Here is a 26,957-nt window from a genome sequence, read left to right as displayed (position 1 = left end):
TCCGATTATCTTCCAGATGGATGTCGCAAAGTTGAAGTGACTTCGTTAACTGTGCCTCAACGCATATGCCGGAAAAGCCGCGCTACCCGATTGAAACTTCTTGAGGCTTAAGTGCGTTTATCTTCTGAGCCTGTCTCCATTCCACCCGCGGCCCTTAAGCTACGACGCTTTAAGTCCGCGGATACTGCGTCTGAATATACGTTGACTGTCCGCAGCGCACAGCGCAGCCCCTAAAACGATACATAAACACGTCAATAAAGTATTTTGGTTTTTTGTAGGATATCGGCAAATACCGTTTAACACCACCTGTAGATGTTGCTTTATGTCGGAAGAACGCAAATATTTTTATTGATTTCTCCTGTGCCCGGGATATTATGTAAGAAAAAACCAAGTTGCATAATAATTGTCGTGACACAAAAGGGAAGGGCATATATGTGGTTAGCCATTAAGATTATAGGATTCACCGCTATCGTGCCAGGCATCGAGGCGATTCTAATCCCTTCTCTTTTGGCAAATGGCCGTCTTTGTAATCTCATAGCTTCGGCGCACGGCTGGTATTTGTCCGGGTGGTTGCCTGTTTGTTTCGGCCTTCTATTGTATGCTTTGTCTGTAACGGGTTTTGCCGTAAGGGGCTTTGGGACTCCCGCACCTTTTGACCCGCCAAAGCATCTGGTCGTGGCGGGCGTTCATGCGTATACGCGAAACCCCATGTACGTCGGGATCGTTTCTTTTGTTATTGGCCTTGCCATTTTATGTGGACTGTGGAGGTTATTCTTTTACGGCGTTGGCCTCTTTGTCTTCTTCCATGTGGTTGTGCGTTTCTTTGAAGAACCTGTGCTGAAGAGAAATTATGGTTTGGAATACGAAGAATATTGTAAAAGCGTTCCACGTTGGGAATTTCGCACGCGGCCGTATTTCTCAGAAAAGGAGGCTCGGACAACAGACTAGAGCCAACATATATTTGTTTGCCAGGAGATCGGATGAAAGAAACACTTATTACAATAGGCGGCGGTGTTGGGATAATAGAAAATGCGCCGACAGATTGAAACTGCTCAAGGCTTAATTAAATACGTGTATGTTGTGTGTTTGGAGACAGGCTTGTTCGGAAAAGCGTTTATACGCGCCCCGTCAGGCCTTGCGTCCTCGAACATGTGCCACCCACGTGTCAGTTTGGTCGCCCTTTAATCCGCTATCAACGTGTGGGTACCCGGCAAACCTATTTTCGGGATATAAGCCCGGTTCTCGGTCAGCAAAACCCGCCGGTGCATCGTATCTCCATCTTTTCACTCCAAGCCTGTCTCCACTCCACCCGCGGCCTTAAGCTACGACGCTTTAAGTCCGCGGATACTGCGTCTGAATATACGTCGACTATCCGCAGCGCAAGCGCAGCTTTTAGTTCCGGCATCTACACAACACGTCAATGAAGAAACTGGCGTCTCTATACCGCCAGTTTTGCCGCCAACAACGTCTTTACAGCTCGGCAAAGACGGCTTTGCTAAACGCGACTCATTTCCCTTTGAAACAACAAAATCGTTAGATTATATATGGCCGCGTAAAAAAGTTCAGCGAAGGATGTAGAAGTCAACGTATACGGATTATGACGAGAGTTTAGAGGCTTATTACTATGCCGTTCGACCGCGGACCGCGGAAGTTGTGGAAGTGGCTTTGGGACGCGGCTTCGTTGCTGAACCGCTAGATTTCGGTCATCTCGATGAGCGACGAAGAGTACGATCGATAATACTTGTGGAAGGAATCAGAAGAGGCCGGGCCTTTCAGCCCCGCCCCTGTCTATTGCGCGGGAAAATCTTACCTACCGAACCGTCTCCTCACCGCCGCTAGTCCCGCGAGGCCGGGACCGAAGAAAAGAAGAGCAGACGGAAGTGGAACCGGAGCAGAAATGGGCGCGACGCCATAAGCGGCCATCCCGTCGCTTATCGCGGCCACATATGTAGCCGCCCCGGTGCTCGTGTCCAGTGTGTAGATACTGTTATTCGAATCGATGCCGTACAGGCGGCCGCCTTCTTCGACCATGGGGCCTATCTGCACGGTATTGCCGTTGTAGGTGATGGAGCCAACAGGCGTCGTCGATCCACTCGTTACGTCCAAGGTATACAAGTAACCGTCGACCGCGTAGTACAGCGCACTGGAATTTGTGGACAGGTTAAACCAGGAGGTTCCCGAGACTCCTGTACTACCAATGTCGGTGGCCGCCCCAGTTCCAGGGTCTATAGACGACAAGCGTCCAGTGGTTCCGCCTACCGCGTAAAGCCCGCTTGTGGTGGAGCCGAAGCCTCCGGTGGCGTCGAAGAACCCACCTACCGAAGTCAGGCCGCCATTCGATGTGTTCACCATGTACAGCCCGCCTTGGTTGTAAGTCGTGGCGAAGAGTGTGGAGTTCACCATTCCCAGGCCGGCGAGTGTCTCACCGGAGATGCCAAGCTGAGTGAACGCGCCGGTGTCGAGATTCACGGAGGAGAGTCCGCCGCCCTCGAACGTCACGTATGCGTAATTGTCTGCGCGAGCGATGGAGCAGACGCTCATGACGCACAACGCGATAATGAAGGCCAGCACCGCAATTCCGATATCCTTGCTTTTTGAGGGGGTAGTGAGCATTTTGGCCTCCTTAGAGATATATTGAAAAATATCAGGCTCCCGGAGTTTCAAACATCCTGAAGAGCAAAAGTTCTTACACCCTTATCTGGCGGCTTTCCTATCTACCGGAGGGCGTTCGAAGACAAACGATTTAGAGATCCATCCGCTTTCTGTCCCATGGTCACCCATGGTCAAACTTTTTCGGATTACATGTATGTTATACTCAGCATAACAACATGTCAAGAAAAAAAACCAGGAGAGGACAAGGAAAAACTACTGGGCGGTATCTTTATTGCGTTGGCATTCCTCGTACGGCTCTTAATTCGGAAGGTGCGAATTGTAGGTGGAGTTTATATCTGGCTTGTTCCCGAAGAGCGTTGCGCACAAATGCTACTATTTGACGACGGAATTGGAATGGTAATGTGAGGTCTGGGGTCAGGAAAAGACAGGCTATTTCTCGCCCGTCTATGCCTGATCCGTTCTTATTTTCTGAATCGTCTCCTGACCGCGGCCAGGCTTGCAAGCCCAGGGGCAAACAAGAGAAGTGGGGCGGGCACTGGGACGGCGGAGGCAGTAAGCGAACCCCCGGAGGCGATACCAACGTTACGTTCACCGCCGCCAAAGAACGCGCCATCCACGTAGAAGTCGTTAGCATGATAATCCTCGTACGCCGTAGTCCAATAGATACCGGAGGTCCAGGAAGTAGGGTCGGAAGATGAAGGGGCCGTCCAGTTATTAGGTACCCCGGTGTAGAAGGACACTCGGTCTGGATTTGTCGCTGCAACAACAGGGAATGAGACCGTGCAAAAATGGAACATATCTTCGGGATCTTGGTACGAATTCGAAGGCGTGAAATGAGTGATAGGATAGTATATGGTCACCGTATAGCCGAGGCCTGCCCCGCTCCCATCCGCTCTGTCGCTCGTCCCTTCCACGCCGCCGCCTGCGGTTATGTCCCAGTTCACCACCCTCGTCCCGCCGGTGTAGTCCATATCGAAAAAGCCCGTTATGCTTCCACCGTTGGTAAGATATGCGTTGACAAAAGTCCAGCGCACGATATTGTCGGCTCTCGCCAAAGCCGACTCTCCGAATACGACGAGAAATGAGAGGAAACATACCAGCACAAATGTCCGTCTGCTCACGGGAGAACCTCCTTTTGTTGATCGGTAACGACTGGCCGCCCGGCCGTCTTGCCGCTGAAAGTCGAGGGATTGCGTTACGTCAGAGACCCGCTGGTGTTCCGTTTGGCCCTCGCGGATCGTCTGGCTTTATCAGATTGACTGCAATGTATCATCATGCATAACAACTGTCAAGTTAATTTCCCGCAAAAGCCTTTTGCTTGTCTTTTTGTCACTAATTTGTGCTCTCCGTTTCTTTGTTTTGCGACGGCATTCTTCACATGACGGTCGGATCAGCGCGCGAGGAGCGGTACGTGGCGTTGATACCCAGCTTCTTCCTGCAAGCAGTCCGTCGTTCTTGTTAGATATAGAACACCGCTTGAAAATGCTTAAGGCTCAAATGCGTGTATGGTGTATGTTTGGAGACAGGCTTGTTCGGAAAACTCCATCTGCAACGCTTTGCCGGACTCTGCGCTGTTCCATATACGCACGCTTGCGCCCAATATCTTGGAACAAAATCACTGCCCGTATAGAGCGCCCCTGCATCGCTGGAGTGAAACTGCTTAGGGCCCAAAGGCGTGTATGTTTGTGCCTGGAGACAGGCTTGTTCGGAAAACTCCATCTGCAACGCTCTGCCGGACTCTGCGCTGCTCCATGTATGCATATACACGTCCGCGCCAGCAGAGCCCGGCATATCGTCACATCTGAAGCTTCCACTCCAAGCCTGTCTCCGTAACCAATCTGTTGGGGCAAGAAGTTGCGACTGTCAAGGCTGAAGCTATCGCTCCAAAAGAATCGAAGGGGACACCAGGCGAAATTCGGCGGCTTCAGGTATCGTTAAAAGACATCGATTCGCGACTCGGAAAACTTGAGGCGGCAATACTAAGTACACCATCGAAGGCATTGGAGATCCCGCTTTTGCAGCGAGACATCGAGAATATCAAGGTTGCTCAGCAATCCGGTGTCGCGTCGCTCAGGGACAGCGTCGACCGGGTGTACGACCTGAACAAATGGTTGCTAGGTGCAATGGCCGTAAGCATCATCTCGCTTGCTCTTGCAACTTTCTTGAAGGGAAAGAATGTTGGTCAATGATCAAGAGATTTTCGTGAAACAAACACTAACCTGGCGTGGGCTGAACACGGAAAAGACTCAAATCCTTATTCTAACGAAAGGGACATGAAAAATGGCTTCGATACTTATTTTGTCGGAAACCTTGGAGCGGGCTGGAAAAGCGATTGTTTTTCTGAATGAGATGGTGTTTGCAATTGGGGAAAAATACCTTGATCCACAACCCGAAGAATAGACGGTACCAGAGCCTCCGAGCTTCGTTGAAGTTCACGTACCTTTCTTTATTAAACATCCTTGAGCGGAATCAATGAATTCAATAGATGATCTCATTGCGTCTTTCTTTAAAGACCCCAATAAAAATCTAGGGGTTACGGGTCAATTTAGCGTCCTTTACCTTTTAAGAAGGGATATCTTAACTTGTTTTGGGATGAACCCAGATAATAATGAACCGATTGGATTTAGAGCACTTTGGCCTGGTACAATGGGTGTATTAGCTGGTATTGATTTGCTTGGCAAATTTTTTTCCGGTGAAGATTCAATTGGAAACGTGCGAAATAGATTCTGTGAATTTATAAAACAAAACTTCGATTCCGTGTCTCCACCGGACGAAAAAATAATTTATCAACTTCGAAACTCCATGCTTCACTCATTTGGCTTATATTCAAGGGGGAGGAAATGCGAATTTCGATTCTCACTGACACATGCAGGGAGGAATCCTTTGGTAACAAGGATAGGCGGGGACAATTACCATATTGATACTCTTACCCTTTATATGGATTTTGAAAAGGGCGTGCATAACTATAAAAATCACCTAATGACCCGGACCGATTTGCAGTCCAAATTCCGAAGTATGATCGATAATTATGGATTTGTACAAATGCAATAATAAGCGTTGCATAACGAGCATATCAAATGTGTCGAATTATCGCTTCCAATTGTAAATCCCGATCTTTACTCGACAACCAGATTCACCGCTTTGGTGGAAGCGACCACGATATATGCGTGTAAAAGAAGCTCAAAACAACCCTTCCTGCCTTTCGTACAATGTTCGCTCCCGCCTGAGTATGTCGCACACAAATCTCTCCGAGTGCCCAGCAACATATTCCGCCGCTCCAGTCTGTGACCAGCGATGTTCAGGCGGTTTAAGCTGATCTGTCTTTTGCCGATAAGAGTATATAAGGGAGAAGCTATGTCCACGATTTCAGTCAGCGTCCTTGTGATTCTTGCAGCCGTTCTGGTGACCATTTTTACGGGAAGAATATGTGAATACCTGCTTAAGAAAATCCGTAACCGAACAGGCAGCGCTGCAAACTGGAATTGAGAAGCTTTAGCGTCCTCATCAAACCTTCCTTGAAACCTCGTTTTTTCATTAGTCTTGAATAGTTATCCGCTTTATGCTAATTTTATGAATAATATTCAACGTTCAGCTTTCCGCCTTCAAGCGCGAAAGATGTTGGGCAATGCTGATCGTAAGGCATATTTTACTGATACATAAAGGACCGATAGAACATGGACTACAAAGACACCCTGAATCTTCCCAAGACACCCTTTCCCATGAAGGGGAATCTGCCTGTCAAAGAAAAGGAGATACTCAAGTACTGGGATGACATAAAGCTCTATGAGAAGCTCACGGAAGCAAAAAAGGCGAGCCCTACGTTCATCCTTCATGACGGACCGCCTTACGCCAACGGCAACATCCATCTCGGGACCGCGCTCAACAAAATACTGAAAGACATCATCGTTAAATCGCAATTCATGTCGGGTCGCCGCGCCGATTATGTCCCGGGTTGGGATTGTCACGGACTACCCATCGAACATCAGATCGAGAAAGAAACCAAACAGAAAAAGATCGTCTTAAGCAAAGTTGAGACCCGTCACCGCTGTCGCGAATACGCGGCGCATTACATCGACGTTCAGCGCTCGGAGTTCAAAAGACTCGGCGTGATCGGAGACTGGGGCCATCCCTATATCACGATGGACTACGACTATCAGGCCACGATCATCGGAGAGATCGAGAAGTTCTTCGAGAGAGACGAGGTATACCGGAAAAAGAAACCCGTGTACTGGTGCGTCAACTGTATGACGGCACTTGCCGAAGCCGAGATCGAGTATGATACAAAGAAATCGAACTCGATCTATGTGAAATTCCCCTACACAGGCGAAAAGAAGGGGCCGTTCACGGGCTATCCCGATAAGCCTCTGTATATGCTCATCTGGACCACGACCCCCTGGACCCTGCCGGCGAACCTTGCCATAGCGATCAATCCAGACTTTGCTTACGTCGCAATTGAGACGGACACAGAGGTCTTTATCGCCCTCAAAGACCTGGTGGAGGACATCACGAAGCGGGCCGGGATCAAGAATTACCGTGTCCTGGGGGATGTGCCCACCGATTTTCTCAGGACACTCACCTTCAGACACCCCTTTATCGACAGGCAGTCCGTTGTTGTTTACGCCGACTACGTGGCCGCTGACACGGGCACGGGCGCTGTGCATATCGCCCCGGGTCACGGAGAAGAAGACTACGAAACAGGATTGGAATACGGGCTCGACGTCTATTCTCCGGTCGACGAAAAGGGTCAGTTCATAGAGAGTGTCGAGTTTTTCAAGGGTATGAACGTCTTCGACGCCAACGTCCATGTGATCAAAAAGCTCTCCGAGCTCGGCCATTTGCTGCATACGGAAGAAATCGAACACTCCTATCCTCACTGCTGGCGCTGCAAAAAACCGGTCATTTTCAGGGCCACGGAACAATGGTTCATCTCGCTCGATGCCAAGGGATTGCGCCAGAGGGCCCTTGATGAAATCGACAGGGTCAAATGGATCCCCACATGGGGAAGAGACAGGATCTACAACATGCTGCAGGTTCGCCCGGACTGGTGCATATCGAGACAGCGCACCTGGGGCATACCGATTACGGTTTTCTACTGTGAAAAGTGCAGGGAGGTCTACTGGAGCAGGGAGTCATTTGCAAAAGTGATCGATGCGGTAAGGGAACACGGCGCAGATATCTGGTTTGAGAAAGAGGCCTCGTTCTTTGTCCCGCCGGGCGCAACATGCGGACACTGCGGCGGCGACAGGTTCGTGAAGGAGGAAGATATCCTCGACGTCTGGTTCGATTCAGGCGTGAGCTGGGCTGCGGTCTGTAAGAAAAGAGGGGAACTCAAATACCCGGCGGATCTCTATCTGGAAGGAAGCGATCAGCACCGGGGATGGTTCCACAGCTCACTTCTCACCTCCGTGGGCAACGAGGGCAAGGCGCCCTATTATGCGGTGCTCACGCATGGGTTCGTGGTTGACGGTTCCGGCAGGAAGATGTCCAAGTCGCTCGGTAACGTGATCGCCCCCGAGGAGATCATCGAGAAGCTTGGCGCCGAGATACTGCGGCTCTGGACCACCTATGAGGACTATCGTGACGACATTAAGATATCCAAAGATATCATCAATAGACTCGTCGAAACCTACAGGAGAATCAGAAACACCCTGCGTTTTCTCCATGCAAACATCAACGGCGATTTTGATCCTACGCGGGACTCGGTTTCTTTTGACAGGCTCTCGTCGCTTGATAAATGGCTCCTGTCAAGGCTTCAGAGGCTTATCGAACGGGTAACCGAAGGCTACAGGAACTATACGTTCCACCTCATCTATCACAGTATCCAGAACTTCTGTACCGTGGATTTGAGCGCCCTCTACTTGGACATCGTGAAAGACAGGATCTATGTAGAAAAGAAGGATTCCCTGAAACGAAGGGCGTCTCAGACCGTAATCCACGAGACCCTGATTACCCTTCTAAAACTCATCGCGCCCATACTATCGGCAACCGCCGAAGAGATGTGGTCGCATCTTAAGGGCCAGGTCGAAGAAGAGAGCGTGCTGCTTGCCTCGTTCCCAGCGGCAAAAAAAGAACAGATTGATGCCCGACTGGAAGAGTACTGGGATGCAATTTGGGCCATCCGGGAATTTGCCAACAAAAAGATCGAGGAACAAAGGGCGGCTAAAACCATCGGCCACTCACTCGACACGAAGATTACTATCGAAGCCCCTGAAAAAGAATACAGTCTCCTCGAACAGTTGGGAGAGGACTTAAAAGACGTCTTTATCGTATCCCAGATCGCCATTGCCAGAGGCGGTGAACTGAACGTTGTCGTGGAAAAGGCGCAGGGCGAGAAGTGTGAACGCTGCTGGCAGTACGCGACGGACGTAAGCAAGGAGGGCACGTTCCCGAACGTGTGCAGGCGATGCGCAAATACGCTCTCTTCGCTCTCGTAGCCTCAATCTTTTCCCTCGATAGACTCACCAAAGCGCTCGTCGTTAAGAACCTCGCGGTGTTCGACAGCGTGCGCGTTACATCCTTCTTGTCCATTGTCCATTCGAGAAACTTAGGAGGGGTATTTGGATTTCTCAATCAGCACCAATATGCCAAGTACATCTTTACCTTTCTCCCGCTCGCCATCGTTGCGATCATCATCTATTTCATCGTGACTTCCCCGGTTTTTGTGAGAGCGTTTTCCCTCGCGCTTATCCTCGCCGGGGCTTTAGGGAACATCTATGACAGGATTGTCTTCGGCAACGTGATCGATTTTCTCGATTTCTACTACGGGACGTACCACTGGTATGCTTTTAATGTTGCCGATGTCTCCATCTGTTGCGGCATCGGTCTATGGCTCTATGTGGAACTCTTCGGCTCAAAGCGAGAGACGGATTCTTGAACAAAGCCGCTTTTCGGCCGTGTGAGGCATAAGGTTTCACCATGACAGACGAACTCCATGAAGAAGAAAAGAAGCTGAGAAGACTCCGGTTCATCGTGGATTTTGCCCTGGATTTCATCAGGACGCAGGAACTCACCCACGATCACGCGATCGCAGTCGTCGAAGGCGTCAAAAAACAGGCGCTGAAATTATTTCCGGGAAAAGAAGAAACGTTTGATATGATCTACGCGCCGCGGTTTAAAAGGGTGCTCAACGAGAAGTTCAAACGGTCATGAATTCCCGATTAACAGGACTTGAAGCGCGTGCTCTCAGCCGTGCTCAGCTCGGGCCGGACGATCCGTTTCCGCAAAAACGGGCGTGCTTCAGGCTTCGAGGATACGTCGTCCTCTTATAATATCCGCGCCACGTCGCTGATATTGAGTTCGAGCATCTTGACGCTCGCCAATATCCTGACCAGGTTTCGTTTCACTGCCTCAATGTCTCCCCCGATCTCCATGAGCTCCTCGGCGGTTTTTTTGAGCTTCTGCACCTTATTGTCGATCTGTTTCAGATTGTATTCGTTTTTCACGCCTTGGCCTCCTTCTTCCTCAGGTCTTTGAATCGACGTGCCTTCACCTCATATCGCGGAAGGCTTCCGTACGGGTGGGTCTCGATGCGGTATCCGAGATTCGTCTTCACCCGCAACTGGTCCTTCAGACGCGCAAGGATGTCCTCCCGTTTTTTCTCGTACTTAGGCACAAGTTCTATTTCAAGGAGGATGTCGTCTATGTCGCCCCTCTTGCTCACCGTCACCTGATAGTCGTTGGCGAGTTCCGGGATACTCCTCACCACTTCTTCGATCGCCGTGGGCGCGAGCAACACCCCCTTTACCTTGGTTATGTCATCCGACCTGCCGACCACGCCGCCCTCGATTATCCTGAACGTTCGTCCGCAACTACATGCGTAATCCGCCCATTTGATCACGTCCTTGGAGTCAAAACGTATGCATGGTTTGGCTTTTCTGTCGAGCGCCGTAATCACCATCTTACCGCTTACGCCCGGTTCAGTAATGATCCGGCCCGTTTCGATATCCTCAATCTCCACGATGAAGAGCCCCTCGTTCACATGGAGGCCTTGCGGCTGATGCGCGCATTCATAGCTCCAGGCGCCGATCTCGGTGGCCCCTATGTGGTCGTACACCTTGGCCCCCCACGCTTCCTGCATGCGTTTCTTGGTCGTGGGGATACTCGCGCCCGGTTCGCCTGCGCAGGTAATCTTCTTGATAAAGAGGTCGGAGGCCGGATTGATCCCCATCTTTCTCGCTGTATCGGCCATGCCGAGCACGTACGTCGGTGTAGCCATGAAGGCATTGCACTTCAATTCTTGCATCTTAAGAATGCGCGCCTCCGTGTCGAGCACCCCGCCGGGGACCACTTCGCAGCCAACTTTTTCCAACCCATAATGGCCGGCCCAGAAGGCCACAAAGATATTGTATCCGAAGGGAAGAAATACCCTGTCCGTATCCCTGTATCCCTGCGCGTAGAGTATATATGCCCAGGATTCCGCCCACCATTCCCAATCCTGCCAGGTGTCTGCCTGGTAGACGGGGGTACCGGTGGTACCGCTTGTCTGACGGAATTCGGTGACCTCCGAGAGGGGCACGGCCAGCATATCCCCGTATGGGAACGGCTTTCTTTTCTGAACGTCTCTTAACATGCCCTTATCGGTTTTGGGAATGCGCGTGATGTCTTCATATCGCTTGATATCGCCGGGCTCCATACCGGCGCTTTTGTAAAGCTTTCGGTAAAAAGGTGAGTTGTTATAAGCCCATTCAACGATTCGTTTGAACTTTTTGAGCTGCAGCGCCTTAAGTTTTTCCTGGGGGAGTGTTTCTAAGATGGGGTTCCAGTAAGGATTCTTCTTCATGCGGAATGCCTCCTTATGATCTTTGCGCGTTCTTACCATGCCCCTTTTATCTGCCCGGTTTAAGTTCAACTATTTGAGCGTATTCATTATATGGGGCCAAGCCTACATGTCGTCTTACTAAGGTGTCCATACAGTGAAATAGATAGTCACTGAATGATATTATCACTTCCAGAGCTTTTGTCAAGAAAAAACGCACCAGGACAAACTCCTGAAATTGAGGCAGGTGGGAGAGTCGCGCGGGCTTGAAAAGAGTGGTCCGGGCTTATAAGGTAATCTCAAGAAAAGAATCGACGGACCGTTACGAGAGGACCCGTGCAATATGGATCGCTCATACTTGATCACTTGCCGAACAGTTTTTTGAGGCCTTCCCCCACGCTTTTCGCGCCAGAGCCGAGCTTTTCGGCACCTTTGGCCCCGAGCCCGAGCACTGACTCGGGTATTTCCTTGATGGACAGGCCGAGTTTTTCCGCCATGGCCAGAGATAATTTTTGGACAAAATGGTCCGCAAGATTGAACTTAGGGTTGTTGAGGTCGCCTTCCACCACGAACTCAATCGGGATTTCGTTATTACTCTTCTTGAGGAATGCAACGACGAGGGAGAGGGGCACGCCCATGAATTTGTCACTCTTCCCCGAGCCACTCGCGAAATCGAGGTCCTTTAGAACTGCGGTGCCAGGGGCGTGTATCTTTTCCGATGCAACCTTCACGTTGATGTCGAGATCGAGTAACCCTTTGGTCACATTAACCGGGCTCTGCTTCTGGTAGTATGGTTTGAAGTTCGTTATATCAAGTTTTTTCACGTCGGCCTTGAGGTCCATATCCTTGTTCTTCAATCTTATCCTGCCACTGCTTTTGATCGCACCCGTGCTCAGGTTTCCCGGCACGGCGGCGCTCAAGGAATAGGTGGAAAAGGTGTCTGCAAAAGGCATGGAGATATCTTTTATCACAAAGTCTATATTGCGCAATTTCGTAAGGACCGGCGTAACCGGCGTCTTCCTGTCAAGATAATCGACCGACCCATTCACAATCTCAACCTTCTTCACTGTAACAGGCGGCATGGGCTGTTCCGTCTTTTTTCCCTGTTCAGGCTTCTCTTTGGGCTGGACGGGTAAAACGGGACTCACAATATTGCCTTTATTGTCGATCTCCACGAACACATAGGGGTCTTTCACGGTAATATCCGAAATGATATACTGTTTTTTTAATAATCCCATAAAATCGGCGCTCACGGACAGGCTGCCGACCTTCACAACTTCTTTGCCGGCTGCGTTCTTAAGCTTGATGCCGACCGCCTCTACATGACCCCATGCGAGGTCGATCCGTTCTATGGAAAAGGTCTTCCCCAGAGTCGCCTCGAGTTCGGCTTTGACGATCTTGTTGGCGTATTTGACGAGTAACGCCAGGGAGCATCCAAGAACCACAACAACGGCGATGGCCACGATAAGAAGAATCTTGAGTTTTTTCTTTGCTGTAGTCGTCATGCTCCCTCCTCACACCGTATCGTTGTATTATAGTATAATGATGCGGCACAGGAAATAAAAGAGTCAAATCTCAAAAAGCTCGGGAGGGAGAAGCCATGTCAGTTATATTCGAATTTGCCATGTTTCCGACAGACAAAGAAGAAAGCGTAAGCCCGTATGTGGCGAGGATCCTCGAGGCTATCGACGAGCGTGGGGTGACCTACCAGCTCACCCCCATGGGGACGATTGTGGAGACAGAGACCTTCGAAGAAGCCCTCTCGATCATAGACCTGGCATACCGACAACTGGAGGGCGATTGCAGAAGAATCTATTCCACACTCAAATTCGATATCCGTAAAGGGGAAGTTGGCAGACTTAAACAGAAGGTCGATTCCGTTGAAAAGAAGGTGGGGAAGAAACTGCGCACGTAAAGAAATCACATCTGTCAACGTGGATCTCTCCCTTATGTGCTTGATACGCCCGCTGCGGCGTTTCGGTCTTTATAGGCTTGAGCAGGCTATACATGCAATCAGTGTATAATAAGAATGCCGGTGCCATTGTGAGCTACGAGCTCGGTACAGGACGAAAAGCCTGTTTGACGTGTTACTCGAGCCTCAAGCACACGGATTAAGGCCGTGGATCTGACATTCTGTGCCGGTTTATTCTTGACATTACCGCAAAAATGATCGAAACTCTCATAGAGGACATGATGAACTATTTCTCCACAAAATCATTTTTCTTTTTTAGCTTTAGGAGGGTTCACCCATGCCTCTGAGCGTCGCGCTATAGAGTCAAAGCCATGGGTGAGCCGATAAGCCCCATGGCTTTTTTATTTCTATGACAAGGCCATGGAAAATATCCATGGCCTTTTTCATTGCATGCACTCGTGAGAGATAGGAACTAGGAACCGCAACCCAAAGGGGGAAGGCGGAATAATGCATAAGGAGACGGAATAAAATGAATCTGAAAAAACATGAACCGATGAGAATAACACCCCATTTCTTTCAGCTGGGCACGCCCGATTTTCCCGCCTATTTATCCCTGGGCACGAAAGGATTGCTCATCGAAGGCGGCACCGGCGCAACATTCTCCATCATGGTTGACCAGATAAAGACCCTGGGTGTGGACCCGGAAAAGATAGAGTACATCGTGCTCACGCATACACATCCGGACCACATCGGCGCTGTGCCTCATTTTCAAATCCACTGGCCCCACATAAAACTCTTGGCGAGCGCTATAGGCGCGAAGACGCTCAAAAGGACGGAACTCTTCAGAGAGTTTCAATTGGTCGATCTCGGTATAGCGCAGCTCATGAAGGCAAAGTCCGAGATTGAATCGCTGCCCGACCCCGTTGAAGATTATGCGTTCAACGTGGACTCGATCATTAAAGAGGGGGATCGAATTGATCTGGGAGAAGGGATTTCGTGGACGGTGTTCGAGACGCCAGGCCATTCCCCCTGCCACGTCTCGTTACTCGAAGAAAAAGAAGGGATACTCGCGCTTGGCGACAGTACGGGATTTTGCGTGCCTGAAAAAGGATCAATATGGCCGAACTATTTCGATTCTCTTGAAAGATACTGCGACAGTATAAGAAAGCTTTCCACCCTTATGGCCAGAAAGGGGGCCTTGAGCCACAACGGCATGATCAACGAAGATGTGCACACCCATCTTGTAAGGGCTATGAAGGCAACCGAGCTCTACCATAATGCCATTAAGGAGAGGCTGAACAAAGGGGAACATGCCGAAGAGATCGCTATGGACGGGGCCCGGTTCGTTGATAGTCTCACAGACATCCAGCCCTTTAAGATCATGTATGATCTCTGCAAAGTCCTGATCAGGAATTCTTTGCAAAACGGGAAGCCGGACCATTTTGTCATATAGATTTGACGGGTCGCCGGAACATGATGAATGTGCGCGGAGAAGGTTGAGATGCAAGAGTTCGTGATCCGTTACGAGAGGCTACACGGATAGCACGAGGACAAGGATTTCGCCAAGAAGAGCGTTCTTTTTATTATAGAGTTTTTCGATACCCTTGGCGAGGATATAGAGCTTTTTCCACTCTTTCTTAGCCGATACGTACGGGTCTCCAAAAGACGTGATTGATACAACCTTCATCCCGTGTTCTGAGATAATCTTGTAGAGTTGCCATTGCGTGATGGGAGTGATATGGCCATCCGTCTCATAATTGTAATCATTAAACCACATGAACGACCCTTGTCGCACGAAAAGCGCCTTTGACACCGGATTATCAACATTCGGCGTTGTCATCAAGAGCCTTCCTCCCGGACTTAAAAGATTTCGACATTCCCTCAGGAAGTTCCACGGATTTTCTAAGTGTTCCACAATTTCAACTGCAACTATCCCATCGAAATGAGCGGTGAACTCCTGCGAAAAAGATCCATTCAGGTCTATCGCTTTGAAGGGGATCGTCCCGTGCCGGTCAAAACTCTCTGCCAGTATGTCTACTGCAGTGACCTGAAATCCGAGCTCGATCAGTCGTAAGCTCATGGCCCCGCTGCCTGCGCCAAGTTCAAGTATGGAATCGCCGGGTTGGAAATAGAGGAGGATTTGCTCGGTTACATGTTCGTGTAATCCGGTGAGGGCGTATATTGCGAGACCTTTGTAATGATAATCCGGATCTGTCTTGCCGTGAACGGCCCGGTATTTGTCGAGCCGTCGGGCGCTTTTGTCCACGCTATGACCTGTCCCGCCATCTTTCATTTTATCACCTCGATTCTCGTCGGGCTATGGAGCTTGTCCGATCACGAGTTTTTAGGCGCAAACAGCTATGGCTGTCTATCGTGCATATTATCGAGCTGGCGAATCCGATATTCCCCCTTTTATATGGATACAATTGAACCTCTACAGGCCATCTCAGCCTTCAAGACCCTTCCTACATTATAGCATCGCTGTGGCGCATCCGCAGCAGGTTCAATGCAGTGGAAAGAGGGGGGGCTGGCCCAAGATCCTAACGCCACCTATCCAGCCCCCGTGCGAATGAAGAATCATTTACTGATCATGTTTTTCGTTATAGATCTGTTTACTGACCTGGTTTTCCTGCTGGTTGAGGGTTCGCTGTTCCTGTTTCGTGATATGTCCTCCGTTTTGAGAGGCCATATCCCTTTCTTCCTGTCGGATCTGCCGGTCCTCTTTGTGCAACTGACCGGCTTCCTGTTTGGTCAGGGTTCCGTTCTTGACGCCCTCGTTGATCCGGCGATTCTGGTTGGAGAGCCGTTTATTGACTTCCGTTCTCCTAGGATGGTCCTTTTGCCACGTTGTCTCATCTGCGTGCACGGGAGATATCCCGGCGCCTATGATGAAGCCGCCCATTACCACAAGTCCTGCCATCTTCACAAATCCTTTCATTGATAACTCCTCCTTTTGCGCGTTTATCGGATGGCCACCTCTTCGCATCCAACCATCCCTTCATTCAGGAAGAGCAAAACGTATGCCGTGAGCCCGTGACAGGGGAAATGATAATGATTCCATGTAAGTGTAAAACAAGTGTAGACCTTTAGTAATCGACAATAATGACGAAGAAGGCGGCGAGCTCTCGACATTTTTGGTATATTGCTGGAAATGAATTGAGTTTGATTCGTCCGACCCTCGTGGCACACTGAATCATTTGCGGGTGTTCTCAGTGAATGAGCAGAACATCGCCTGCCATCGGGTGCGCCTGCAGTAAGAGCCTCTCCCTGTTCGAGCTCCGATCCGGTATGACCAAAAGACGTGCAGGTTAATGTCAAATATACGTGCTTGTCAGCGATCTACCCTTGCGCCAATCTGATTCCCATCTCAAAGGCGCGCCGGCAGTCAACAGGAAAGACTTGAGACCTGCTTCTCGCCTTTTCTTCCGGGTCCCAACGCGGCGCAAAAACCTTTGAGTAGTCTTCAAACTGATAGGTGTCGAAGGCGCACAAAGTCTCTGAAGCGCCGAAGATGCGCTTTGCCAGCATTTCATTAGCTGCAATATTCTTGTCAAAACCACGCTCTTTGGCCATCTCTTCAGTAGCGCCCAGGGTGTAAATGAAGGCTGTGCGTATGCTCCTCGTGAACAGGGACCCAGGAGGATCGGTGTAGGTTGAGTATGGAAAGAACAAGCGTTCCATACATGACCTCATTTCTCCGGTAACGGTTCCGAAATAGATCGGGGAGGCGAGCACGATTATATCCACTTCATCGACTTTCTTGAGAATAGGGGTCAGTTCGTCCTTTACCGCGCATCTCCCGTAACTTCTCCCGCCCCTGGTTTTGCAGGCGAAACAGCTTACACATCCCTTATAGTTTAGATCGTAAAGGTGAACCAACTCGGTTTCCGCACCGTGCGAAGCGGCACCCTGAAGGGTATTTTCAAGGAGCGTTGCTGTATTCCATTTTTTTCTCGGACTTCCGTTGATACCGATCGCTTTCATAACCTTTAAGCCTCCTGATCGTTGTTTTGCAGTCTGTGGTATGCGCAACGTCGAGCGCGTTCCTAATTATGGCATGAATCCGAGACTAAGACAATACGGCAGGGCAGGGGTAATCGGGTAGCTTACTATCAAAACCGACAAGAGCGTGACGAATGTCATTTACGCGCCGGTCTATTGCAGATACCATGCTTATATAGCGGTTACGGTTATCATATACTACTATTTTGAGTGGGGAAGACCATGAAAATCATCAAGGCGGTTTTGGCGGTAATGACCGGCTTTGGCCTTGTGGCATCCGGCGCATTTGCGGGCGGACAGGAATTCTCAGGTTTTCTTACAGGATATTACCAGGATCTCAAACCGGAACCGGGAGGCGGGCACAGGATGCATTGGTTGAAACCGGGGACGGTGCTTGTGAAATACGACAAAGTCATGGTGGACCCTATAGTTTTCTCGTCTACAGACCGTTCGGACTATGAGGCTATTGATCCGGAGCAGATGAATGAACTGCTGGACAACTTTCGCAAAACAATAGTGACGGCCTTGAGAGACCAGTACACGGTAGTGGCTGACCCTGGTGACGGCGTGGCCCGCATCCGCATAGCCCTCACCGGTATTGAGCCGAGTAACCCCGCGATAAGCGCCTTTACATCAATTACTCCGACGGGGTTCGTGCTAAGCCTCATTAAAAGGGGCGCCACTGGTTCCTGGGTTGGATCGGGTTCAACGAAACTCGAGGCAAAGGTTCTTGACTCTGTGACCGACGAAGTAATCCTTGCAGCGGCGGACAAGAGTACCGCCTCGTTCCGAGAAAGGTTTTCCCAGTGGGGGTCAGCCCATAACGCATTCAAATCCTGGGCGCAGTGGACGGTCAAGCTCCTGGCCGGCGTGCGAGAGACGAAGGGTCCCGTCCTGGCGTTAAGACCGTAAAGGAACTCACATCCATCGGCTATAAAGCCGAGAATAGCGGCTCTGTCACGCTTCTTCTTTTCGCCCCGGGTTTGCCCTTTCCATTTCATGGCGCAACTATACCGCCTCATAGCGGTGCTCAAGAAGAGGGTGATGTATGCTTCTACCCGCCCTGTGCTGGACAGCTTGCCTTATGCGGAGCGCACTTTTATCCGTTTCGATAGGGTAAGAAGAAGTTCGCGAATGTCTTTCTTTTTAAGGGAGTCTTCCGGCGAGGCAATGCCGCATTGGTAGGCCATTGTCCCCAGGTACCTGTTCGCCTCATCGCTGACCACGGGATCGACTCCGTAGCGGAGAAGCTGGATTTTGTTTAACAGCGCGTTCTCCTCTTTAATCTTGGCGGTTGTGAGGGTCCGTTCGATCAAAATTTCTACGTCAAACTGCACAACGCTGCGCAGCATAACGCGGTCTCCTCCGTCGTAACGCGCGAGCAGCCTGTCGAATTGTTGCAACGCCCACCCATCGATATTTCCCATATAGCCGGCAGCCATGCCGGCGATCATCATGATGAAATGTCTCTGGTCCCAATCAAGACATTGCCTGATAAGGTCTTGCACGATCTGTCTTTCTTGCTCCGTAACGACGATATTTCTCGCGAACCCGTCACGCTCATCGGAAACAATCTGAGCGAGGAGCAGAAGAAGCATAGCTCCCCCTCGAATCGTTTCTGCAGGGACTACAGCCCTTTGGGCCTGCTTTAACAGTTTCGGGAAATGGGACCGAATTCTTTCGGTCAGTTCGTCCTCTACGCTTCCCCAGAGATAGGCCTGATGCAAATAGAAGCCGATGAGTCCACTGGCCCGTGTTCCCATGACGCGGACCATCTGGTCCACATCGCCCGTCGTCTGGACCTTTAGCTGCGTGACTACGTTTCGGGACAAACCCGACAAGACCCCTTCAACGATGGAACGGCGCGCTTCAGGAGTAAAACTCGCCCAATTCAGAAGATAGCCCGTCACCGCCTCAGCCTCCAGACATTCCACGGGGTCCGAGACAATTTCATAGATTTTCACGCGGTCAAAAACGAAAATTTCATGCATCACCTTTGCTATGTAAGCGCTGACAATTTCATAACGCGCGTCGTTTTCGAGCCCCAAAGTCCAGACATAGACAAGTAGACTCTTATTTACTCTTGTCAGTACCTTCAAAAGCATTTTGTAATCGTTCCTGAACACTTTGGGCGCGTTAATGAGGTCGTATAAGAGCGTCCTGAGCAGAAGCCACTCACTCACATCTACGACACTCCTGTTGTCAAGACGACCGGTGCGCAACAGGTCCGCCAGCGCCATATGGTCGAAGCTGTCGCTCCGTAAGACCTCGATCAATTTGCCGTGACTGATATTATTCCTCATCAATGTAATGTTCAGGTTCCGGATCGTATTCGATAATTGCTCAAAATGAAGGCCAGCTTTTCCCTCGTACCGGTCGTTCAGAGTTTCCAGTCGCTCCATGAATGTCTCTTTTGAGGAATAGTTGACGAGCATGAGGAACTCATCGACATAGTTCCTGCTCTCTTCGCCGATCAGGCACTCGGACAGACTGCGGCACTCTTCTTCCGTCTTTGAATGGGGAAACCCGCAAACCTCGCGCACGCTCGGCTGCTCTCGAGGTTCGTCGAAGCTCAAGTAACGGCTCCAGGTCTTCATCAGGGCAAGATACATGCATTTTTCTCTATTGTTTCTTCCCGAGGCGATTAGTATGGAATACATGATCGCATAGCCCAAGCTCAAATAGACGGTCGGCTTCCATTCTGTCTCACCGATCAAAGGATGAATATTGATGACAATGTTTTTTCCTTCAGTCTTCACCATACCCGGTCCCAAGCGAGCCCCGAAAGTGATCTTGTATTGTTGAGTCCACAGGTAGTCCCCGTAACGGAAGGCATAGTTCTTTACAATTTTGTGAATGAAGCCGGTAAGCTCGTCGAGAAACGCACGGCTTATAGACGGGACGGAGGCTATGGCGGCAGCGTCGATCTCCAGACGGTACTCGTCGCTTACCGCAGAAATCGTGCGGAGCCAGGTTTTTATAGGGTGGATGTGATAGACATTCGGTTTATTGAAAATATCGAGTGAGGCGAGCAAAAGTTGAGGCCGGATCCTGTAATCGTCGATCACATGGTCCCATGGCTCATTCTTCCGCGTTGTTTGATGCTTGATGGCGAGAACCATATAATGAATGACTGCATCGGCAAATATTCCGAGCACCTCAGGGTGGACTATGGGGAGCGACTTGATCTGGTCAAAATAGGGGACAAGTAGATTCCAATGAACTTCAACGGTAACATCCATCCTGTTCCTGGTGATCTTTACGAGTGTTGCTGGCCGGCCCGTGATCCTGACGGTAATGGCCGAACCGGGGCACTGAGAAAGAATAGGCGCAAGAAGCGCCCATAACCGCTCACCGTCAAGCGCAGCCACCCTGTCAGCCACGGCACTCGTCTGTCTCTCGGGCGAGGGTCGTTTTGCCGGTCCTAACGCGATAAAGGCGTCCTCGTTTTTGCTCCTGGTGAACGAGAGGTCCGGCAAATCCACGCTGTCGGCCGTGGCCGGATACGCGAGGACACGGGCCTCAACCGCGGTTTGAGCAGAAGGACTTTGTTTAGTGACTGTTTTCTTCATAGGATCCCAGGAACATAAGCGACAGTCCGGAACATCGGAATAAAGAACAGGAAGTTATAAGCGGGAAGAGGGCCGAATGTCAAGTTTTAAGCACCGCCCCGTTCATACCGCAAAACGTCCGGATTTTCTCGCCTGTTGCCGCAAGCCCCTTTTTCCATTTCCTTCTTGACAGCACGCCACGGAGGGAGCATAAAATAAGTGGGCTCTGTGCACAAAGATCCACAGCGCGAATCATCCGCAGCCCGGCATGGCCCGCAAAAAATTTTCAGGCGGCAGGAGGAACCGTGAGCGAGGTTTTCAACCCTACAAAGGTAATAGCTATCGGACTCAATTATCACGACCACGCCAAAGAGCTCAACATGGATGTGCCCGATAGGCCGTTGATCTTCATGAAGCCCTCTACTGCGGTTATCGGGAGCACGGACGCCATCGTATTCCCGCCCCAGTCTATCCTGCTTCACTATGAGGGGGAGCTGGCCGTGGTTATCAAGGAAAAAGTCAGAAACGTAACCAAAGATGAGGCGCCACATGTGATAGCCGGATACACCTGCGCCAATGATGTGACCGCCCGGGACCTGCAACGGATTGATGGACAGTGGACGCGGGCCAAGTCCTTCGACACGTTCTGTCCTTTGGGTCCGCGTCTAGCTTCGGATGTGGATCCGAAGAATTTGAGCATCACGACCCGGGTGAACGGAGTGGTCAAACAACATTCGAGCACCCTAAACATGATATTTGATGTATTTGAGCTTGTCTCTTTTATCTCGGGAATCATGACGCTTATGCCCGGCGACGTAATCATTACCGGGACCCCACCCGGAGTGGGAGAGCTTCACGTCGGCGACGAGGTGGAGGTGGAAATAGAAGGCATCGGCGTTCTTAAGAACGCGGTGATCAAATAGAACCTAAGAAAAAGGAGTTGTCGTATGGAGAATATTAGCTTTGAAGAATTCATGAAGGTGGAGCTCAAAGTCGCTGAAATCAAATCATGCGAAGACATAGAGGGGGCGGACAAATTATACCGCCTCACTATCGACGCAGGGGAAGAGCGGACCATCGTGGCGGGCATTAAACAATACTATGCCAAAGAAGAGCTGACAGGTAAAAAGATCGTGATCGTTGCCAATCTGGAACCGAGGAAACTCAGGGGCATCATGTCGCACGGCATGCTGCTCGCGGCCTCCAATGAAGACAAAACCTCCGTTGTGCTGCTTACGCTCGACAAGGACATACCGAACGGTAGCAAGGTCTCCTGATGCGCCACAGTTGTGCCCATGTAGCGCCCTATAGGTGATATGAAGGAACTTCTCCTCTTTATAACCGGTGTGGCGCTCTTTCTCTTCGGCATGCTGAAGCTCGCCTTAAGCATGCAGACTGCGTTCAGTTCGCGGATCAGACAATACATCCGTTTTTCGGTAAAAAGACCCGTCTTCGGCGTTATAGTCGGTCTACTATCGACCATTACCTTTCAGAGCAGCTCAGCCACGACGCTGCTTACCATCGGGCTCGTGAGCGCCGGTCTCGTGAGTTTCTTCCATTCCCTGGGCGTTATACTCGGTGCAGACATCGGCACCACGCTTACCATACAGCTCATCGTGTGGAAGATAACGGCCATTTCCCCGGTCCTGCTCTTCGCAGGAATCATGACCTATTTCTTCGGAAAAGGCCGTGCAAAAATCATCGGCGAAGCCATGCTCTATTTCGGCATGATCTTCTACGGTCTAAGCATCATCACCGACGCCACGGCAACTCTCAAGGAGAATGAGCTTTTTGTCTCTTTTTTTCGGGAAACGAAAAACCCTTTGGTGGGATTCTTCGTCGGGCTCGTACTCGCCGCGGTGGTTCACGCTTCGGCAATCCCCATAGGCATTCTTGTAGTCTTAAGCCAGCACGGGCTCATCACCATTGAGGGTGCCCTGCCGATCCTTTTGGGTGCAAACGTGGGTACCACGGCGACAGCTCTGCTCGGCAGCATGGTAAGCAATATCAACGGCAAGAGAAGCGCCGTGGCGCATCTCATCTTCAAATGCGCGGGTGCGCTTATCTGTTTTCTCATCTTCCCCTTTTTCGTGGTGTTTCTCAAATATCTCTCCTCGAGCGCTGCCCAGCAGATCGCCCTCAGCCATTTCTTCGTCAACCTTATGATCACTGTGGTCTTTATCTTTCTTCTGCGGCCCTTCTCAAATTTCATCAAGAAGATCATGCCGGGAAAAGAGGAGACACTTGTGCGCTGGCCTGAGTTTCTTGAGCCGAAATGCCTGGCGAGCCCCGAGAAGGCCCTTGCCTGCGTGAAGAAAGAGCTGTTGAGGGAAATAGCCCTTGCGCAAAAGATGCTCCGCGAGGCATTAAGCCTTGTGCATACATACCTGGATTCAAAAAAGCAGGATATCACGTACATCGAACTCGTGGTCGATAACCTTCAAGACGAGATTACCAAGTATCTCTGGCACATCTCCTGTGGTGACATCTCGGCGGCCCTTACCAAGAAACTTTTCGCTTTCTCCTCATTCACCTCCGATATAGAGCGGGTTGGGGACCATTCCACGAATATCGCTGAGCTCGCCGAATCCAAGCACAGAAGGCATGCGTTCTTTTCAGAAGCGGGGAAGGAAGAGTTGAGAGACATCGGCGGACTGGTGCTCGAGAACCTTGCAGACGCCGCCTCGCTCATCGAAAGAAAGGACCTGACGAAGATACGGGCGGTCTTCGAACGGGAGCGTCTGGTTGACATCAAAATCAAGAATGCCATCCAGAAGCATCTCGAGAGGTTCTATGAGAAGGTGTGCCACGCGGAAGCAGGGCCCATGTTCGTTGATATACTGGTGAACCTGGAACGGATATCGGATCACTGCCGGATCATGGCGCAACTCGTGGACGGACTTGACGACGAGCCTGCATCTCCCCGGAAGTGATGGAGAGGGCGGAAGCCGGCGTCGCAACGGGGCTTGTTCTCTGTGCGGGGTGGGAAGGGGATTAACATTGTACCCCGCTCACTTTCTTGACAATATTCGTGGGAATGCATACCGGTTAAGAGAGAACGAAAATTCCGTCACGAGGAGGATCATATGGCCAAGATCGAAATTGACAGCGACCGGGTTCTCTATCCTATGCCCTGTTCGCTCGTAGGCGCCAACGTGGGTGGGAAGCCCAATTACCTTACCGTGGCCTGGTTCACTATGGTCAACCCTGAACCTGCCTATCTGGCGGCTGCCATGAACAAAGTGCACTACACAAACTCGGGCATTAAAGAGAATGGAACGTTCAGTATCAACATACCTTCATCGGCCATGGCCGAAGTGACCGATTATTGCGGACTTGTTTCCGGAAGGAAATTCGACAAAGCCGCGCGATTTAATACGTTCTACGGCAAGCTCAAAACCGCTCCCATGATCAGCGAGTGTCCCCTGAACGTCGAACTGAAATTAATCAAGACCGTGGAGCTGCCCGCTGAAGAGCTTTTCATCGGAGAGATTGAGACGGTTTACTGCGACGAGCGCTACGTTGAGGACGGTGTGCCTCAACTTAAGAAGATCATGCCCTTTGTGCTCATCATGTCTGAGAAGAAGTATGTGGGCTTAGGAGACGAGATTGGCCCTGCCTGGGGACTGGGAAAGAAACTCATGAAATGAGGAATAAGTCTTGATTTTCGTAGTTTTTTGGAAGGATTTATGCTGATTTGTCGGTTTTTTTCTAAACTATTTCGAGTAATTGCCGAATAATCTATCAAATACCTTTGAACTTGACCGAAAGCGCGCATGCGCTCATGATTCATTAAGCAAGTGGTTGAGGTGGCGGGGCTCATGATCAGGCTTTGTGAAACGAGAGACGTTTGTTAAGACATGCCTTGTTCCTATGCATTCCCGGACCTCGCCCAAAAATTAAGTAACGGCAGGATTTTGAAACGCGACGAGTGATCACATGGCCGCCCAAAGGAAGGAATGATGAATAAGGTTCTCATAGCAAGCAGAGAAGTAGAGGAGATGGCGAAGTTCAAAAAGCACCTCGAACCGGGCTTCGAGGTCTTCTCCATCGCCCTGCCGGACTATCCGGAGCAGGGCCTGAGGATGTTCGATGTTGCGCTTATCGATCATGGCTTTACGGAGAGTTCAGGGATCGATTATGTGGGCAAAGTCTCTAAAGCCGCACACATACCCGTACTCATGCTTACGCCCCCGGATGATCCAAAGTGCGCCATCGAGGCTATCCGGGCAGGCGCATTTAACTATATCGTCAAATTCGGGCACTACGAAGAAGTGCTTCCCGTAGCCATCGACGAGGCGATTTCGAGGTTCAACGAGCGACAAGAGATGAAAACAACCATCGACTCTCTCAATAAGAGGATCGCTGAACTGGAGGAGCTCCTTGGCGCAATACCGAAGAAAACCCTCGAGCATGTGCACAAATTAGCCTCCGACAACGTAAGCGGCAAGAACACAGATATTGTAAAAGAGATTGTAAGCCGTTTCAAGCAGGGAGAGATCAATCTTCCGTCGATCCCGCAGATAAACGTAAAGTTCCAGGAGCTTATTGACCGAGGGGCAGACTATCGTCAGATTTCGGAGCTCTTGAAACAGGATGTGGCTATCGCCTCCAAACTCATTATGGTATCAAACTCCCCGCTGTACAGAGGGGTAGATATCAACAGGACGCTGGAGCAGGCCATTTCCCGCCTTGGCATCGCAGTCACCCAGCAGTATGTGAACGTCATAAGCAACAGGGCCCTGTACACGGTGAGCCAGAAGAAATATGTCCCCCTCATCGAGCGGCTGTGGCAGCACTCTCTCTCATGCGCCTTCGCATGTCAGACCGTGGCCTCAAGCCTTGAAACAAAGCCTCAGTTCGACAATGACCCCTTTATCCTCGGTCTTTTGCACGATATCGGCAAGCTTATCCTGCTGCAGGTGATCGGCGAACTCGAGAACAAAGGCAAATTCGTCGCAGAAATACCTATCGGAGAGGTGCTCAAGATTACCGAGGCCTATCATGGCCAGTTCGGCTCGGCGCTCCTCAAACGCTGGAAGTTCGCATCAGGCTGCACGCAGGCGGCGCTCTACCACGACAATCTTAATGAAGCCGACCCCATTTCAAAGGAGTTGCTCGTGGTCCATTTTGCCAACCTGCTCGTGAAAAGCCTCGGTTTTGCCTTCACGAACGGGAATTCCCCGGATATTCAGAGCGCTCAATCGGCGCAATTGCTTAAGATCGAGCCGCCTGTCGCGGAAGCTGTGAAACAGGAGACTCTGCGGTATATGGACGAAGTGGGAAAGGTACTATTTTGATCTATGATCCTGATCGGGTCCATCATGAGATTATAGCATCTTATGTGTAGCGCCGGTTCGACGAACATTCCTTGAAAAATCCGAAAAACGCTGATACTATGTGAACGGTCATCCGATGACACGTATTGACGCGTGCGGGCGCGTAGCGATGTAAAGCCACAGGAGATGCGACCCATGGAAGCGAAGATTGTCTATTTCGAAGATGTGAAGGCTGAAAATACGGAGGCCGTTTTCGAACTCACACAGGAACGCTTGAACGCCGGGGGAATCAACAAGGTTGTGCTTGCTTCCACAACGGGCGCCACGGCTCTGAAGGCCATCGATTTCTTCGAAGGGAGTGGCGTCAAGCTTATCGTCGTGCCTCATCAATATGATTTCGTGCGTGAGGTAAACCCCTTTCCGCCGGACATCGTCAAGAGGGTAAAAGCGTCGGGCCACGAAGTCCATTTCGGCACCATGCTCTTCCATACCGAAGGCCTCTATGAATCGAACGCCCCGATCCTCATGGCGAACCTTCTGCGCTGTTTTTCACAGGGCACCAAGGTCTGTTTTGAGATGGTCATGATGGTGACAGACGCGGGTTATCTTACGAAAGGCGAAAAGGTGATTGCCGTTGCAGGAACAGGCCGCGGAGCCGATACGGCGCTTGTGATGCAGGCCTCGTCTTCACGGAACTTAAAGAAGCTCCGCGTCAATGAAATACTTTGCAAACCCCTCAATCCGTGGAATACTGAGGAAACTCGTGAGAAGGTATCTTACTTAAACGTAAAGAGCTAAGCGGGATTGAGCGCGGCTTAGCGTAAGACATGGACAATTGCGTGACT

The 26,957-nt window shown here is 50.6% G+C and carries 25 protein-coding genes; 16 read left to right on the top strand and 9 right to left on the bottom strand.

Annotation, left to right across the window (positions count from 1 at the left end; translation table 11 throughout):
- The first annotated feature begins 471 nt into the window (after positions 1-471).
- The gene (locus VMT62_02935; protein ID HVN95360.1) at positions 472-948 is read left to right on the top strand and encodes a methyltransferase; all 477 of its coding nucleotides are present in this window, start codon (positions 472-474) and stop codon (positions 946-948) included.
- An 858-nt stretch (positions 949-1,806) separates the two neighbouring features.
- Here VMT62_02935 and VMT62_02930 read toward each other — a convergent pair.
- Both VMT62_02930 and VMT62_02925 read right to left on the bottom strand, forming a co-directional pair.
- Complete coding sequence (locus VMT62_02930; protein HVN95359.1) at positions 1,807-2,664, bottom strand: hypothetical protein; 858 nt, start codon at positions 2,662-2,664, stop codon at positions 1,807-1,809.
- Positions 2,665-3,074: 410 nt separating this feature from the next.
- A complete protein-coding gene (locus VMT62_02925; GenBank protein HVN95358.1) occupies positions 3,075-3,734 on the bottom strand; it encodes a hypothetical protein in 660 nt (219 codons plus the stop codon).
- A gap of 720 nt (positions 3,735-4,454) precedes the next feature.
- Between VMT62_02925 and VMT62_02920 the strand changes: the two genes are divergently transcribed.
- The 6 genes from VMT62_02920 to VMT62_02895 all read left to right on the top strand — a co-directional run bounded on the left by VMT62_02920 (position 4,455) and on the right by VMT62_02895 (position 9,762).
- Complete coding sequence (locus VMT62_02920) at positions 4,455-4,802, top strand: hypothetical protein (GenBank protein HVN95357.1); 348 nt, start codon at positions 4,455-4,457, stop codon at positions 4,800-4,802.
- Positions 4,803-5,085: 283 nt separating this feature from the next.
- The gene (locus VMT62_02915; GenBank protein ID HVN95356.1) at positions 5,086-5,664 is read left to right on the top strand and encodes a hypothetical protein; all 579 of its coding nucleotides are present in this window, start codon (positions 5,086-5,088) and stop codon (positions 5,662-5,664) included.
- A 303-nt stretch (positions 5,665-5,967) separates the two neighbouring features.
- Positions 5,968-6,099 carry a hypothetical protein gene (locus tag VMT62_02910; protein ID HVN95355.1) on the top strand — a complete coding sequence of 44 codons (132 nt, stop codon included), beginning with the start codon at positions 5,968-5,970 and terminating at the stop codon, positions 6,097-6,099.
- 188 nt (positions 6,100-6,287) lie between these two features.
- On the top strand, positions 6,288-9,047 hold the full coding sequence (ileS, locus tag VMT62_02905) for an isoleucine--tRNA ligase (protein HVN95354.1): 2,760 nt from the start codon (positions 6,288-6,290) through the stop codon (positions 9,045-9,047).
- Positions 9,017-9,487, top strand: coding sequence for a signal peptidase II (gene lspA / locus VMT62_02900; protein ID HVN95353.1), 471 nt, complete (start codon positions 9,017-9,019; stop codon positions 9,485-9,487). Before ileS ends, lspA begins: the two co-directional genes overlap by 31 nt.
- Positions 9,488-9,528: 41 nt before the next feature.
- Complete coding sequence (locus VMT62_02895; GenBank protein ID HVN95352.1) at positions 9,529-9,762, top strand: hypothetical protein; 234 nt, start codon at positions 9,529-9,531, stop codon at positions 9,760-9,762.
- A gap of 113 nt (positions 9,763-9,875) precedes the next feature.
- On the opposite strand, the gene VMT62_02890 is transcribed toward VMT62_02895, so the two are convergent.
- From VMT62_02890 to VMT62_02880, 3 genes are all read right to left on the bottom strand, one after another.
- Positions 9,876-10,055 carry a hypothetical protein gene (locus VMT62_02890; GenBank protein HVN95351.1) on the bottom strand — a complete coding sequence of 60 codons (180 nt, stop codon included), beginning with the start codon at positions 10,053-10,055 and terminating at the stop codon, positions 9,876-9,878.
- Positions 10,052-11,392 carry a hypothetical protein gene (locus VMT62_02885; protein ID HVN95350.1) on the bottom strand — a complete coding sequence of 447 codons (1,341 nt, stop codon included), beginning with the start codon at positions 11,390-11,392 and terminating at the stop codon, positions 10,052-10,054. The genes VMT62_02890 and VMT62_02885 overlap by 4 nt, the downstream gene beginning before the upstream one ends.
- A 338-nt stretch (positions 11,393-11,730) precedes the next feature.
- Positions 11,731-12,873, bottom strand: coding sequence for a DUF748 domain-containing protein (locus tag VMT62_02880; protein HVN95349.1), 1,143 nt, complete (start codon positions 12,871-12,873; stop codon positions 11,731-11,733).
- A 95-nt stretch (positions 12,874-12,968) separates the two neighbouring features.
- Here VMT62_02880 and VMT62_02875 point away from each other — a divergent pair, with 95 nt between their 5' ends.
- Positions 12,969-13,283 carry an MTH1187 family thiamine-binding protein gene (locus VMT62_02875; GenBank protein HVN95348.1) on the top strand — a complete coding sequence of 105 codons (315 nt, stop codon included), beginning with the start codon at positions 12,969-12,971 and terminating at the stop codon, positions 13,281-13,283.
- 526 nt (positions 13,284-13,809) lie between these two features.
- On the top strand, positions 13,810-14,733 hold the full coding sequence (locus VMT62_02870) for an MBL fold metallo-hydrolase (GenBank protein HVN95347.1): 924 nt from the start codon (positions 13,810-13,812) through the stop codon (positions 14,731-14,733).
- A 78-nt stretch (positions 14,734-14,811) separates the two neighbouring features.
- Here VMT62_02870 and VMT62_02865 read toward each other — a convergent pair whose 3' ends face one another.
- The 3 genes from VMT62_02865 to VMT62_02855 all read right to left on the bottom strand — a co-directional run bounded on the left by VMT62_02865 (position 14,812) and on the right by VMT62_02855 (position 17,264).
- Positions 14,812-15,573 (bottom strand): methyltransferase domain-containing protein, encoded by a 762-nt coding sequence (locus VMT62_02865; GenBank protein HVN95346.1) that lies wholly within the window; start codon positions 15,571-15,573, stop codon positions 14,812-14,814.
- 288 nt (positions 15,574-15,861) lie between these two features.
- The gene (locus tag VMT62_02860; protein HVN95345.1) at positions 15,862-16,218 is read right to left on the bottom strand and encodes a hypothetical protein; all 357 of its coding nucleotides are present in this window, start codon (positions 16,216-16,218) and stop codon (positions 15,862-15,864) included.
- Positions 16,219-16,619: 401 nt separating this feature from the next.
- Positions 16,620-17,264, bottom strand: coding sequence for a flavodoxin family protein (locus tag VMT62_02855; protein ID HVN95344.1), 645 nt, complete (start codon positions 17,262-17,264; stop codon positions 16,620-16,622).
- Between the two features lie 240 nt (positions 17,265-17,504).
- Between VMT62_02855 and VMT62_02850 the strand changes: the two genes are divergently transcribed.
- Complete coding sequence (locus tag VMT62_02850; GenBank protein ID HVN95343.1) at positions 17,505-18,194, top strand: DUF3313 domain-containing protein; 690 nt, start codon at positions 17,505-17,507, stop codon at positions 18,192-18,194.
- Positions 18,195-18,364: 170 nt separating this feature from the next.
- On the opposite strand, the gene VMT62_02845 is transcribed toward VMT62_02850, so the two are convergent.
- A complete protein-coding gene (locus VMT62_02845) occupies positions 18,365-20,854 on the bottom strand; it encodes a hypothetical protein (GenBank protein ID HVN95342.1) in 2,490 nt (829 codons plus the stop codon).
- 284 nt (positions 20,855-21,138) lie between these two features.
- Here VMT62_02845 and VMT62_02840 point away from each other — a divergent pair, with 284 nt between their 5' ends.
- The 6 genes from VMT62_02840 (at position 21,139) to VMT62_02815 (ending at position 26,910) form a co-directional block, all read left to right on the top strand.
- Positions 21,139-21,756, top strand: coding sequence for a fumarylacetoacetate hydrolase family protein (locus VMT62_02840; GenBank protein HVN95341.1), 618 nt, complete (start codon positions 21,139-21,141; stop codon positions 21,754-21,756).
- Between the two features lie 24 nt (positions 21,757-21,780).
- A complete protein-coding gene (metG, locus tag VMT62_02835) occupies positions 21,781-22,110 on the top strand; it encodes a methionine--tRNA ligase subunit beta (GenBank protein ID HVN95340.1) in 330 nt (109 codons plus the stop codon).
- Between the two features lie 39 nt (positions 22,111-22,149).
- Positions 22,150-23,766 carry a Na/Pi cotransporter family protein gene (locus VMT62_02830; GenBank protein HVN95339.1) on the top strand — a complete coding sequence of 539 codons (1,617 nt, stop codon included), beginning with the start codon at positions 22,150-22,152 and terminating at the stop codon, positions 23,764-23,766.
- 153 nt (positions 23,767-23,919) lie between these two features.
- Positions 23,920-24,483, top strand: coding sequence for a flavin reductase family protein (locus VMT62_02825; GenBank protein HVN95338.1), 564 nt, complete (start codon positions 23,920-23,922; stop codon positions 24,481-24,483).
- A 309-nt stretch (positions 24,484-24,792) separates the two neighbouring features.
- The gene (locus tag VMT62_02820) at positions 24,793-26,133 is read left to right on the top strand and encodes an HDOD domain-containing protein (GenBank protein HVN95337.1); all 1,341 of its coding nucleotides are present in this window, start codon (positions 24,793-24,795) and stop codon (positions 26,131-26,133) included.
- A gap of 174 nt (positions 26,134-26,307) precedes the next feature.
- Positions 26,308-26,910: a pyruvate kinase alpha/beta domain-containing protein gene (locus tag VMT62_02815; protein ID HVN95336.1), complete on the top strand. Its 603-nt coding sequence runs from the start codon at positions 26,308-26,310 to the stop codon at positions 26,908-26,910.
- Positions 26,911-26,957 lie beyond the last annotated feature (47 nt).

The organism is Syntrophorhabdaceae bacterium, assembly GCA_035541755.1.
In the GTDB taxonomy this organism is placed as follows: Bacteria; Desulfobacterota; Syntrophorhabdia; order Syntrophorhabdales; family Syntrophorhabdaceae; genus PNOF01.
Note: the sequence above shows the minus strand (reverse complement) of the source record. Positions and strands in the feature narration are given on the sequence as shown.